This is a genomic window from Amycolatopsis sp. MJM2582, assembly GCF_000754115.1.
GTDB classification, from domain to species: domain Bacteria; phylum Actinomycetota; class Actinomycetes; order Mycobacteriales; family Pseudonocardiaceae; genus Amycolatopsis; species Amycolatopsis japonica.
The window spans coordinates 1,613,937-1,626,010 of sequence record NZ_JPLW01000001.1; the positions used below are offsets into that span (position 1 = coordinate 1,613,937).

Genomic DNA, 12,074 nt, shown 5'->3' on the forward strand with positions numbered 1-12,074 from the left:
GCAAATGCACATGCAGATGCATCGCCCGAAGTCTTCTGTCGGGGAAGGTGGGGACCATGGCTGAACAGTTCGACAACGGCATCCCGGCCGATCGTCTTATCGGCGCGCAATGGCGCAAAGCGAGCTACAGCAACGCGATCGGCAACTGCGTGGAGGTGGCACCGCTCGCGTCCGGCGAGATCGCGATGCGCAACTCGCGCTTCCCGACCGGTCCCGCACTGGTCTACACCCAGGCCGAGATGGCCGCGTTCCTCGCGGGTGCCAAGGACGGCGAATTCGATGACGTCCTCGGGTGACACCATCACCGCGGAAATCACCGACATCGAAAGCGGCCTGCAGGAACTGATCCACCGCGGGTACCAGTTCGTGCACCCGTGCGACGCGAACGGCGAGGTCATGGCCGTGGTCGGCGTGCGAGTCCACGACAACGTGGTCGACGTGGTCCGGCTCAACGCCGAGGACGACGTCGTCGCGACCCGCATGCCGGGCACCGAGGAGGACATCCTCGAACCCGAGGTCTGGCTGTGGCGGTACACCGGAGACGCCGCGACGGTGCTGACGGCACTGCTCGCGCTCCCGGACGAGCGCACACCCGGCTCGCTCTACGTTCCGGAGACCGCGGCCAAGGGCTGCTGGGTCCCCGGCCGCGGCGGCACGTCCAAATGGCTCGCCGCGGGCTAGTCAGCTCCTAAGCACAGTCGACCGCCTCTGTCGAGGGGGAGCGGTCGGCTGGTCGGGGGTCGTGAGTGACGGGTCTTGACACCCGCTCGTCACTCACGGTCATCAGTCGAAGCGTGTCCAGCGCCACCTCGTGCGGCGCGTTGATCTCCTGCTCACCGTTTACACTGGTGGCGGCCTGCCCTCTTTCTCCCTGGGAGCACCTCGGTGGTTTCCGACCCGTCCCTCGCCGGACAGCCCGTGACCGACCAGCCCGATCCGGAACCCCGCGAGGAATGCGGTGTCTTCGGTGTCTGGGCGCCCGGAGAAGAGGTCGCGAAGCTGACCTACTACGGGCTCTACGCACTTCAGCACCGCGGCCAGGAAGCGGCCGGAATCTCGGTCTCCGACGGTTCGCAGATCGTCGTCTTCAAGGATCTCGGCCTGGTCAGCCAGGTGTTCGACGAGCAGGTCCTGCAGTCGCTGCAGGGACATATCGCCGTCGGCCACTGCCGCTACTCGACCACCGGCGCGACCATCTGGGAGAACGCGCAGCCGATCTTCCGCACCACCGCGACCGGCAGCGGATTGTCCTTCGCGCACAACGGGAACCTGGTCAACACCGCGGAACTGCGGGATCGCACGGTCGAGGCCGGGCTCAAGCCGCACGCGGGGCTGACCGGTTCGTCCAGCGACTCCGACCTGGTGTGCGGGCTCCTCGCGGCCAATGCCGCCGACAAGGGCATCGAAGCCGCCGCGCTGGAACTGCTGCCCACCCTCAAGGGCGCGTTCTGCCTGGTCTTCGCCGACGAGTCCACCCTGTACGCCGCGCGCGACCCGCACGGCGTACACCCGCTGGTGCTCGGCAGGCTCGAACGCGGCTGGGTGGTCGCGAGCGAGACGGCCGCGCTCGACATCTGCGGCGCGTCGTTCGTCCGCGAGGTCGAGCCCGGTGAGCTCATCGCGATCGACGCCGAGGGCCTGCGCTCCTCGCGGTTCGCGAACCCCGAGCCCAAGGGCTGCGTCTTCGAGTACGTGTACCTCGCTCGCCCCGACACCTCGATCGCCGGCCGCAGCGTGCACGCCACCCGCGTCGAGATCGGCCGCAAACTCGCCGCCGAGCATCCGGCCGACGCCGACCTGGTGATGCCGGTGCCCGAATCCGGCACCCCGGCCGCCATCGGCTACGCGCAGGGTTCCGGCATCCCCTACGGCACCGGCCTGGTGAAGAACGCCTACGTCGGCCGCACCTTCATCCAGCCGTCGCAGACCATCCGGCAGCTGGGCATCCGGCTGAAGCTGAACCCGCTGCGCGACGTCATCCGCGGCAAACGGCTCGTGGTGGTCGACGACTCCATCGTCCGCGGCAACACCCAGCGCGCCCTGGTCCGCATGCTGCGGGAGGCGGGTGCGCTCGAGGTGCACGTCCGGATCGCCTCGCCGCCCGTGCGCTGGCCGTGTTTCTACGGCATCGACTTCGCGTCGCGGGCCGAACTGGTGGCCAACGGCGTCGACCTCGACGGCATCCGCCGCTCCATCGGCGCCGACACCTTGGGCTACATCTCCCTGGACGGGCTGGTCGCGGCGTCGGAGCAGCCGAAGTCGCGGTTGTGCACCGCGTGCTTCTCCGGCGAGTACCCGATCGCGCTGCCCGAAGACGCGCTGATCGGGAAGCACCTGCTGGAGAGCCTGGACTCGGTGAATGGCGCGGCGAAGCCCGTCAGCCCTGCCGGGTACGGTGCTGAGGACGCCATCCGGCGTCCCTAGACCTCTCTTCCAGAGTTGGAGTCCGCTTCCGTGAGCGAGTCCACGAGCGCCACGTACGCCGCCGCCGGCGTCAGCATCGACGCCGGTGACAAAGCCGTCGAGCTGCTCAAACCGCACGCCGAGAGGGCCACGAGGCCCGAGGTGATGGGCGGCGTCGGCGGTTTCGCCGGGCTGTTCTCCCTGAAGCTGGACAAGTGGAAAGAGCCGGTGCTGGCCTCGTCGACCGACGGGGTCGGCACCAAGATCGCCGTCGCCCAGGCGCTCGACAAGCACGACACGGTCGGCATCGACCTGGTCGCGATGGTCGTCGACGACCTGGTCGTCACCGGCGCCGAGCCACTGTTCATGCAGGATTACATCGCCGTCGGCAAGGTCGTGCCGGAGAAGATCGCGGCGCTGGTCGGCGGCATCGCCGAGGGCTGTGTCCAGGCGGGTTGCGCGCTGCTCGGCGGCGAGACCGCGGAGCACCCCGGCCTGATGGGCGAGCACGACTACGACCTCTCGGGCACCGGCATCGGTGTCGTCGAGGCGTCGAACGTGCTCGGCCCGGAGCGGGTCCGCCCCGGCGACGTCGTCCTCGCGCTCGGCTCGTCCGGCCTGCACTCCAACGGCTACTCGCTGGCCAGGCACGTGCTGCTGGACATCGCGCGCATGCCGCTCGACGGGCACGTCGAGGAGTTCGGCCGCTCGCTGGGCGAGGAGATGCTGGAGCCGACCAGGATCTACGCGAAGGACTGCCTCGCGCTGGCCGCCGAGGCCGACGTCCGCACGTTCGCGCACGTCACCGGCGGTGGCCTGGAGCAGAACCTCGCCCGCGTCATGCCGCGCGGCCTGGTCGCGCGGCTCGAACGCGGCACCTGGACCCCGGCGCCGGTGTTCGCGCTGATCGGCCACCGCGGCAAGGTCGAGCGCGCCGAACTGGAGAAGACGTTCAACATGGGCGTCGGCATGGTCGCGATCGTCGGCCCCGACGACGTCGACCGCGCGCTCGCGATGCTGACCGCGCGGCACGTGCCGGCGTGGATCCTCGGCGACGTCCAGCCCGCGGAAGACCCGGACGGCCCGCGCGCCGTGCTGTCGGGTGACCACCCGCGCTTCTGATTTAACGGCTTGGGCCCGGGTGACACACTGGGTCCGTGGCTGATGACGTGGTGATCGGTACCCGGTTCGTGATCCCGGGTGCCGAATTGAGCGAACGGTTCTCCCGGTCCTCGGGCCCGGGTGGGCAGGGCGTGAACACCACGGACTCGCGGGTCGAACTGTCCTTCGACGTAGCCGGTTCGGCGTCCGTCCCGGAGCATCTCCGGGCCCGGATGCTGGACCGGCTTTCGTCGCGCCTGGTCGACGGCGTCGTCACGATCGCCGCGTCCGAACACCGCTCCCAGCTGATGAACCGGGAAGCCGCGCGGGCACGGCTGGTGATGCTCCTGACGGACGCGTCGGCGCCCCCGGCCGCCAAGCGGCGTCCCACCAAACCCTCACGGGGTTCGAAGGAACGCCGCCTGGCGTCGAAGAAGCGCCGCGGCGAGGTCAAGAAGTCACGCCGCGGCGGCTACTCAGACGACTGACAGGTGCACGCACTCGGCGGCGGTCTTGAACCCGACCCGGCCGTAGACGCGTTCCGCCTGCCCGGCGCCCGGCGTCAGGAACACCGACCGGCCGCCGCGCGCGTGTGCTTCACGCGTCAGGTACTCCGTCATCGCCGCGGCGATCCCGCGGCTCCGGTACTCCTCGAGCACCCCGATCCCGGCGATCTCCGTCGCGCCGTCGAGGATCGCGGTCGCGACCCCGCCGCCGACGACCTCGCCGTTCTCGTCGACCGCCATCACCGAGATGGTCTCGCCGCTCAGCTGATCCGGCGACGGGTCGAGGTGTTCGTCGGGATCGGTCTCGCCGAACGCCAGGTTCTGCGCGCGGATCATCTGCCGGAGTTCGCCCTCGGTCTTCGGGGTGACCAGGCTGATCCCCGCCGGTTTCGGCTGTTCGACGACCTGCCCCGGGGTGCAGATCATCAGCGGAACCCGCCGCTCCAGCGTGTAACCGCACCGGACGAGCACGGCTTCGGCGGCCGGAACGGCCTCGGTGAGGAACTCCAGACGCGGCGCGAGCCCGCGCTTGCGGAACGCCTCGGTGAGCGCGGCGACGTCGTCCTCGGCGGGGACGGCGCCGTCGTCGGGGATCGCGTAGTTGAGGAAGGGGCTGCTGGATTCGAGGTAGTAGGTGGCCAGGAACGGCCCGATCCGCTCGGTTTCGCGGAATTTCGCCGCGGTGAGGCGGATGTAGGACTGCAGAGCACGAATCGTCTCGGAAAGCACTGGTGGAAAGCCTTTCGGGCAGAAGAAGGAGACGCACGGGAGGATCCGCGTGCGTGGTGGGCTGGCGGGTGCGCCGGCTAGCTCGTGCCGACGCCACCGAAGGCGTCAGGCATGAGGCATCCCTCTTTCTTGCTGCGTAGGGCTTTCGCGATCACTCTCGCACGACGGTCAACTCCTTTACCTCCGCTGCGGATGCGCGATGCCCGAATACCGCTCGTCCCACACCGATCTCGGGACCCGGAGCCGGACCGGCGCCTCGCACACCCGCCGGACCTGCGCCGGGATCGCCACGGGCGGCCGGACGTCCAGGCGATGCCACAGTCGTTTGCTCACCGCGGCGCCCGCGACGGCGCCCAAGGTGTTCAGCAGGATGTCGTCGGCCGAGGTCACCCGGCCCGCCTGGATCAGGTATTGAGTGCCCTCCACCAGCACCGAGACGGCCAGCGCGCCCAGTGCGATCCGGCCCAGTGAGCGCAGGCGGCGGAACCGGAGGGGGAGCAGGGCGCCGAGCGGGCTCAGCATGACGACGTTGCCCAGCGCCTGCCAGAGATTGGCGCTGTCGTTCAGGGCGAGGCGGAGGTCGGTGCCGGGTTCGAGGTTCAGTCTGCTGCCCTGCGCACCGGTCACCGGCATCGTGACCAGGCACAACACCAGGAAGCAGGTCAGCACGAGCGTCATGTCGACGGCGGCCGTCGCCGACGCGGAGAAGAGGTCGGCCCGTCTTCGCCGCCGCCGATGCGCCGCGAGCAGCGGCCACCCGAGCAGTGCGTACGGAATCGCGGTGATCGTCAACGGGATCATCACACCGAAAGCGCGGAGCAGCTCACCCATGGCCTTCCTTTCCGGAGCGCCCAAGATCACCTTCGCATCACAAGATCGACTCGGCATGGCGGAGCGGACGCACTAAGAGGTGATCTTTTCCGGTGGCGGAAAAGGTTTTCCCATGCTCGGAACCGTCCACAAAGGAACCTGTGGACAAACCTGTGGACGGCCGCGAACCATCCGGAAGAAGGTGTTATCCCGCAAGGAAAAGCCTTGTGGGTGACCTGTGTACTACTTGCCGTGTCCGGCGAGCTCCCGCGCGCGTTCGAGCAGCTTTTGGAGGTGCAGCCCGCGACGTACGTCACATGGGTGCGAGGTCGTCCCGCTCGCGGCCATCGCCGCGAAATCGTCCAGGAGCGCGGTGTACGACTCGCCCGCCGAGCCCGGCTTGCGGCCGAGCGTGCGGTAACCGTGCTCGCCGTAGACGGCGACTTCGACGACCGTCGGCTGGATCGGCAGCCGCAGCGACAGGGTTGCCGTACTCGTCGCACCACCCTCGTGGGCTAACAGCACCTGCCACAGATCGTCATCGGTCCGGTTCGCCGCGAGCACGTCGGTGATCTCGCCGAGTGCCGCGTCGAGCAGATCGAAGGCGTGCGGGCCGATGTCGGCGAGCGCGCCGGAGTCGTGCCGCCACGCCGAGGACTGGTACTGACCGCCGAGCAGCGCGCCCGAAAGCCATCGAGCCCCGCCGCCCCGCCAGCCGCCGGCCTCCTTGATGCCGTCGAGCCACTCGCGGGTCATCGGTGAGAACCGCAGGATCAGGACCACGAGAGCCGCGACACCGGCGGCCTCGACCGCGTCCGCGAGGCGCCGGGCGCCGTCGAGATCCGCGGCGATCGGCTTCTCCAGGATCAGATGTTTGCCCGCTTCGGCCGCCCGGACCGCCAGTTCCGCCTGAACGGCGGGCGGCACGGCGAACGCGACCGCGTCCACCTGGTCGAGCAGTTCGTCGAAGCTGCCGACGGCCTGGGCGCCATGCGCCTCGGCCAGCTCCTTCGCGGCTTCGGGACGCCTGGCCCAGACCGCGCGCAACGTCATCCCGGGGTGATCGGCGAGACCTGGCGCGTGCACCGTCTTCGCCCACGGACCGGCACCGACCAGACCCGCGCGCAGCTGTCCCTGTCCCACACCCCCGAGTCTAGGACCCCGCGTTCAGTCCTCTGAATGCGGTAGTTGCGCGTGCAAGAACCGCATTCAGAGGACTAAACGCGTGGGGAAAGCGTGGGTCAGGAGTAGCTGTAGAAGCCGCGGCCGGTCTTCTTGCCGAGCAGGCCGGCGTCGACCATGCGCAGCAGCAGCGGCGGCGAGGAGTACAGCGGCTCCTTGAACTCGGCGTACATCGAGTCCGCGATGGCCTTGATGGTGTCCAGGCCGATCAGGTCCGACAGCCGCAGCGGGCCCATCGGGTGCGCGGTGCCGAGCTCCATGCCGCGGTCGATGTCCTCCGCGGACGCGAAGCCCGACTCGATCATCCGGATCGCGGAAAGCAGGTACGGCACGAGCAGCGAGTTCACGATGAACCCGGCGCGGTCCTGCGACCGGATCACGGTCTTGCTCAACGCCGTCGTCGCGTGCTCCTCGGCACGGCGGGCGGTGTCGTCGCTGGTCAGCAGCGAGGGCACCAGCTCGACGAGCGGCAGCACCGGGACCGGGTTGAAGAAGTGGATGCCGACCACCTGCTGCGGGCGGCCGGTGGCCATCCCGAGCTTCATGATCGGGATCGAGGAGGTGTTGGACGCGAACACGGCGTCCTCGCGCTCGACGATCTTGTCCAGCGACCGGAACACCTCGACCTTGGCCTGCTCCTGTTCCAGGATGGCCTCGATGACGAGGTCGCGGTCGGCGAACTCGCCGATCTCGGTGGTGAAGCGGAGTCGTCCGAGCGCGGCGTCGGCGTCTTCCTGCGAGAGCTTCCCGTTCTTGACGCCGCGTTGCAGCGACTTCTCGATCCGCGCCCGCCCGGAGTCCAGCGCCGACTGGTTCACCTCGGTGACGATCACGTCCAGCCCGGCCCGTGCGTGCACCTCGGCGATGCCCGAGCCCATGAGCCCGGCCCCGACGACACCTACTCGCGCTACGTCAGACATGGCACCTCCTCATATTTTGGGCAGCACGCGACACGCGAGGGCGGTCACCGGGACAAGCCCGGATCCACCCTCGCGTGTCACGCGTTGCTCAGCGGCGGTATTCGTCGTACCCGTCGTACGGGTCTTCGTCGTACCGCTTGTCGTCCTCGTGCCTGTCTTCCGAGGAACTACTGGACAGCTCGCGCTGCAAAGCATCGAAGTCGGTTTCGTGCGAGCTGTACTTGAGCTCGCGCGCCACCTTCGTCTGCTTGGCCTTAGCCCGGCCGCGCCCCATGGCTCGACCCCCTCGCACAGGGGCGGGGCGGCCGGGGGAATCGGCGGCCCCGCATCGTCTCGACAATTCTTTCCTGCTGACACCGTACCGTGTCCGGGGGGTTGGATGCGACGTGGCACGGTGTGCCGGTGGCGACAGTGTTCACGGAACGCCGGTTACCGGCCGGTCGGTGGCGATAGTCGCAGGTCGGCGTGCCACGATGCTCGTGTGCCCCGTCCGTTCGCGGCTTATCTCCGCGTCTATGAGCCCCTGCTCGCGCTGGGGGATCCACCGGACGAACGCCTGCTCGAGGCCGTCGAAGCGGCCCGGCTCGATCGTTCGGCCGCGGGCGAGCGCGAGCAGGCACTGTGGCTCAAGTCACAGCATGTCGGGCGGTTGCTGCCCGCCGAACTCGCGGACGGCAGGGCCGCCCCCAGTCTCGTCACCGACGTCCTCGTGCTCGACCCCGAAGACGTGCCGGAGGGTGAGCACGGCGACGCCGGTCCTGGACCGCTGATCTGCCCGATGGAGATCCGCGCGCGCTCGGCCGCGGCGTTGGTGACCTTCCTCGGCGACGCGCATCCGGCGTTGAAGAACGCGGTGCTCGACGCGGGCGGCGCGTCGCTGGACATGATCCGCTCACGGGCGAAGTCCGCGATCGGCGACTTGTCCGCTTCGGCCTCGCACACGCTCTCGACGACGTGGACCGTTCCGCTCCCGTGGTTCGTCCTGTTCGACCCGGGGATGCGCCGGGTCAAACTCGGCAAGGGGCGCGACGATCCGGAGCGCGAGGTGTCGTGGCGGGTCTCCATCGCCGACGCGCGGTACCGCGCCCGCGAGGTCGGGGACCTGCTCGAAGCGACCTTCGGCGACTCGGGGCCCGGCCGGGTGCTGCTGGAGACGCGACGCTGGCTCGACAGCTTCCACCCCGGCTCCGCGGTCGAACTCGACTACGGCGGTCTCGTGCAGCTCTTCGCCGACTCGATCCTGCAGGCCGACACGACCGCCGAAGAGGTGCACGACATCCTCGACGCGCTCCGCACCGGCAACGTCGACGAGCTGGCGGAACTGTTCGCCGACCTGCGCGACTTCTGGGGCGACCTGGCCGCGCGGGAACGCGCGAACTAGCCGAAGAGACCGGCGGCGACCTTCAGCTCGCCGACCGGTTTCCCGCCGCCGAGCACCGCGTCGCGCGCGAGGTCCACTGCTTCGTCACCCGGGTCGATGCCGAGGTGACGCAGGGTCGCGAGCAGCAGCGGGAGCCGGGCGCGGGGCGCGCCGTCGTCGATCTTCAGTGCCAGCGCCGTGCCGTCCGGGAGCGCGAACGCGTGCACTCCCTCGGCGCCGCCCTTCGAAAGCAGGCCGTCGATGGTCCGCATCAGCACGGTGTCCTCGCGGCCGGTGCCCGCGACCTGCCACGGATGCGCGCGGACCGCGTCCGCGACCCGGCGTTCCGGCCCGCCCATGGCGGTGACGAGCCTGCCGAAGGAGCGGGCGAGGCCGGTGAGGGAGAACGCGAACAGCGGAGCGCCGCAGCCGTCGACGCCGACCGTTTCGATCGTTTCGCTGGTGAGATCGGCGACCGTGGCCTGGATGATCTTCTGCAGCGGGTGAATCTCGGCCGCGTAGTCGTCGGTCGGCCAGCCGACTTGCGCGCAGGTCGTGAGCATCGCGGCGTGCTTGCCGGAGCAGTTCATCGCGGCCCGGCGTTTCCCGGCGGAGGCGACGGCCAGCATGCTCGGCTCGTGCAGTGGGAAGGCGGGCGGGCAGGCCAGCGCGTCCTCGGTGAGCCCCGCGCGGGACAGCATCTTCAGGGCGCCCTCGACGTGGCCGGGTTCGCCGTTGTGCGAGCCGCAGCCCAGCGCGAGTTCTTCGTCGCCGATGGTGAGGCCGGCGCGGAGCATGCCGACGGCCTGCAGAGGTTTGTTGGACGAGCGCGGGTAGACCGGCCGCTCGATGTCGCCCGCGGAGAACCGCACCGAACCGTCCGGGGCGGTGATCACGAGCGCGCCGCGGTGCACGCTCTCCACGAAACCGGATCGGACGACCTCGACCAGGACCGGATTCGTCACTCGGACCCGCCGCGTTCGGTGTCGAGCAGGTCGTCGACCGATGCCGTGCCCTTGCGGTAGCGGGTCGCGATCTCGGCGTTGATCGTGTCCATCACGCTTTGCACCTCACGGCGGTACGAAGAGACGGAGACCTCTTCGTCGGCGTACCGGTTGAGGGCGTTGACCAGCTTCTCGTCCGAGAGCGTGCTGACGTCGGAAAGGTCCGTGTCGCCGATGAGGGCCTCGGCGAACCGCCGGTGCTCGCCCGCGCGAGACGGCTCCAGCCGCTGATGTCTCCCCGAACCCGTGGCCGGGCCGATCGCGTTGTCCGCCAGGATCGCGGCCAGCCGCTCGACGACGCTGCTCTCGCCGCCGGAACTCCGGCGCTCTTGCTCGGCCCGCACGATGTCGATGCGCGCGTGGAGAAGGCGCCGCAGGTACGACAGGTCGGTCTCCTCCTGCGCGGCCTCGTCACGGCGCTCGCGCAGCACGGAAAGCGTCAGCTCGCCGAGGTCGCTGAGATACCCAGGGCCGAGCACGCGGTCGATACGACGGCGACCACCGGGCCGGACTTCGATCACGCGCGTAGCTTATCGCGCTCCAGCGGAAATGTTCCGCAGGGAGCGATACCACAAGGATCTCCGCCCCTTCCGAGCCCCTCCGCCGGACGGCTGCTCTTTCGGTCCCTTCCAGAGCCCGCCCCCCACCCGTCCCGGGGGCGGCCCCTGGTCCAGTCTACCGGGGGTGGGCGGGGAAAAGTGCTGGTCGGCGGAGTTGTCCACAGGTGGGCAGAGTTGTGGACAACCTGTGGATGAGTACGCGAAGGCCCCCTTCATTGCGTCTAGCGCAGTGAAGGACCCCTTCATGTACTTCGGTCGTGAGTGAAGGCCGAGCCCGGGCCGTGAAGGCCTCCTTGAGGGACCCTGGGTCCCTCAAGGAGGCCTTCACGGACAGCCGAAACCGGTTCAGCCCCGCAGCCGCTGAGCCGCTTCCCGTCCGGGAGCCGGAGCCTCCCCCGGAACCGAGTCCGGGTCGATGGTCGCCTGCACGACGCGATCCTCGGCGCCCACCAGCAGTTCCGCGCCCGGCTGCGTCGAGCGTTTGACCAGCGCCAGCGCGATCGGGCCCAGTTCGTGGTGCTGCACCACGCTGCCGACGCGCCCCACCGTCCGCTCGCCCAGCACCACCGGATCGCCGGTCTCCGGCGTGATCTCCGGCGAACCGTCCAGGTGCAGCAGCGCCATGTAGCGCGGCGGCCGCCCGACGTTGTGGACCTTCGCGACGGTCTCCTGCCCGCGGTAGCAGCCCTTCGCCACGTGCGCGGCGGAGTCGACCCAGTTCACCTCGTGCGGGATCGTGCGCTCGTCGGTGTCGACGCCCAGTCGTGGCCGTAGCGATTCGACCCGCAGCGCGTCGAAGGTCCAGCTGCCCGCCGGTCGCGCGCCCGCGTCGGTCAGGCGTCGCCACCAATCGGCCAGTTCGGCGCGGGGCACGGCGAGGTCGACGCTGTGCCGCCCCGGCCACGGCATCCGCCGCGCGAAACCGCCGGGGATCGCCACGACCGAGTACGGGTCCGAGCCCACGGAAACACCCACGGCGTCCAGCACGCGGTCCGCGTCGGGGCCGAGGACGGTCAGCAGTGCCAGCTCGTCCGAGACATCGCGGATGTCCACTTTGGACCAGAACTTCATCGCTTCGAGGTAGTCGCGCAGTGTCTGCTTGCCGCCGGACGGCAACGCGCTGGTGGCCACCGCGCCCCGGTCGCTGTCCAGCCACACCGTGCCGTCCGCGTGCGCGACGACCATGTGCGTGTCGACGCGGCCTTGGCTGTCCAGCACGAGCGCCTCGGTGCCGGTGCCCTCGGCGAGCCCGGTGACATGCTGCGAGATCACCAAATGCAGCCAGGACAACCGTTCTTCGCCGGTCACGGCCAGGATCTCGCGGTGCGAACGGTCGATCACGACCGCGCCGCGCGCCGCGGTCCGTTGCTCGGCGAAGGGGTCACCCCAGTGCCACGGGACACCTTCCTCCGGATGCCCGTCGGGTGCCGCGATCGGTCCGGGAAGGTCGAGCAAGGGGGAGCGGTAGGGCATGAAACCCATGCTAGTGAGTACCGTGT

General features: G+C 69.6%; 14 protein-coding genes. 6 read left to right on the forward strand and 8 right to left on the reverse strand.

From position 1 onward, the window contains the following. The first annotated feature begins 56 nt into the window (after window positions 1-56). The 5 genes from ED92_RS07915 to arfB all read left to right on the forward strand — a co-directional run bounded on the left by ED92_RS07915 (window position 57) and on the right by arfB (window position 3,992). Window positions 57-296 (forward strand): DUF397 domain-containing protein, encoded by a 240-nt coding sequence (locus ED92_RS07915; protein WP_037334728.1) that lies wholly within the window; start codon window positions 57-59, stop codon window positions 294-296. Then, complete coding sequence (locus ED92_RS07920; RefSeq protein WP_037334730.1) at window positions 280-681, forward strand: hypothetical protein; 402 nt, start codon at window positions 280-282, stop codon at window positions 679-681. The genes ED92_RS07915 and ED92_RS07920 overlap by 17 nt, the downstream gene beginning before the upstream one ends. A gap of 204 nt (window positions 682-885) precedes the next feature. Then, the gene (gene purF / locus ED92_RS07925) at window positions 886-2,424 is read left to right on the forward strand and encodes an amidophosphoribosyltransferase (RefSeq protein ID WP_007032554.1); all 1,539 of its coding nucleotides are present in this window, start codon (window positions 886-888) and stop codon (window positions 2,422-2,424) included. A gap of 30 nt (window positions 2,425-2,454) precedes the next feature. Further along, a complete protein-coding gene (gene purM, locus ED92_RS07930; RefSeq protein ID WP_007032555.1) occupies window positions 2,455-3,525 on the forward strand; it encodes a phosphoribosylformylglycinamidine cyclo-ligase in 1,071 nt (356 codons plus the stop codon). A gap of 35 nt (window positions 3,526-3,560) precedes the next feature. After that, on the forward strand, window positions 3,561-3,992 hold the full coding sequence (gene arfB, locus ED92_RS07935; RefSeq protein WP_016338029.1) for an alternative ribosome rescue aminoacyl-tRNA hydrolase ArfB: 432 nt from the start codon (window positions 3,561-3,563) through the stop codon (window positions 3,990-3,992). Here arfB and ED92_RS07940 read toward each other — a convergent pair. The 5 genes from ED92_RS07940 to ED92_RS07960 all read right to left on the reverse strand — a co-directional run bounded on the left by ED92_RS07940 (window position 3,981) and on the right by ED92_RS07960 (window position 7,925). Beyond that, window positions 3,981-4,739 (reverse strand): GNAT family N-acetyltransferase, encoded by a 759-nt coding sequence (locus ED92_RS07940; RefSeq protein WP_081975720.1) that lies wholly within the window; start codon window positions 4,737-4,739, stop codon window positions 3,981-3,983. The genes arfB and ED92_RS07940 overlap by 12 nt on opposite strands. Before the next feature lie 177 nt (window positions 4,740-4,916). Further along, window positions 4,917-5,570 carry a VanZ family protein gene (locus tag ED92_RS07945; protein WP_037334735.1) on the reverse strand — a complete coding sequence of 218 codons (654 nt, stop codon included), beginning with the start codon at window positions 5,568-5,570 and terminating at the stop codon, window positions 4,917-4,919. 222 nt (window positions 5,571-5,792) lie between these two features. Then, the gene (locus ED92_RS07950; RefSeq protein ID WP_037334738.1) at window positions 5,793-6,692 is read right to left on the reverse strand and encodes a Gfo/Idh/MocA family protein; all 900 of its coding nucleotides are present in this window, start codon (window positions 6,690-6,692) and stop codon (window positions 5,793-5,795) included. Between the two features lie 98 nt (window positions 6,693-6,790). Next, window positions 6,791-7,651 carry a 3-hydroxybutyryl-CoA dehydrogenase gene (locus ED92_RS07955; protein ID WP_081975721.1) on the reverse strand — a complete coding sequence of 287 codons (861 nt, stop codon included), beginning with the start codon at window positions 7,649-7,651 and terminating at the stop codon, window positions 6,791-6,793. Window positions 7,652-7,739: 88 nt separating this feature from the next. Then, a complete protein-coding gene (locus ED92_RS07960) occupies window positions 7,740-7,925 on the reverse strand; it encodes a DUF3073 domain-containing protein (protein ID WP_016338022.1) in 186 nt (61 codons plus the stop codon). Between the two features lie 207 nt (window positions 7,926-8,132). Here ED92_RS07960 and ED92_RS07965 point away from each other — a divergent pair, with 207 nt between their 5' ends. Further along, window positions 8,133-9,032 carry a hypothetical protein gene (locus ED92_RS07965; protein WP_037334744.1) on the forward strand — a complete coding sequence of 300 codons (900 nt, stop codon included), beginning with the start codon at window positions 8,133-8,135 and terminating at the stop codon, window positions 9,030-9,032. Here the strand turns inward: ED92_RS07965 and ED92_RS07970 are convergent. The 3 genes from ED92_RS07970 to ED92_RS07980 all read right to left on the reverse strand — a co-directional run bounded on the left by ED92_RS07970 (window position 9,029) and on the right by ED92_RS07980 (window position 12,048). Further along, on the reverse strand, window positions 9,029-9,976 hold the full coding sequence (locus tag ED92_RS07970; RefSeq protein ID WP_037334747.1) for an asparaginase: 948 nt from the start codon (window positions 9,974-9,976) through the stop codon (window positions 9,029-9,031). The two genes, ED92_RS07965 and ED92_RS07970, sit on opposite strands and share 4 nt — an antisense overlap. Continuing rightward, on the reverse strand, window positions 9,973-10,536 hold the full coding sequence (locus ED92_RS07975) for a hypothetical protein (RefSeq protein ID WP_007032564.1): 564 nt from the start codon (window positions 10,534-10,536) through the stop codon (window positions 9,973-9,975). The genes ED92_RS07970 and ED92_RS07975 overlap by 4 nt, the downstream gene beginning before the upstream one ends. A 384-nt stretch (window positions 10,537-10,920) precedes the next feature. Continuing rightward, on the reverse strand, window positions 10,921-12,048 hold the full coding sequence (locus tag ED92_RS07980; RefSeq protein ID WP_037336205.1) for a folate-binding protein YgfZ: 1,128 nt from the start codon (window positions 12,046-12,048) through the stop codon (window positions 10,921-10,923). Window positions 12,049-12,074 lie beyond the last annotated feature (26 nt).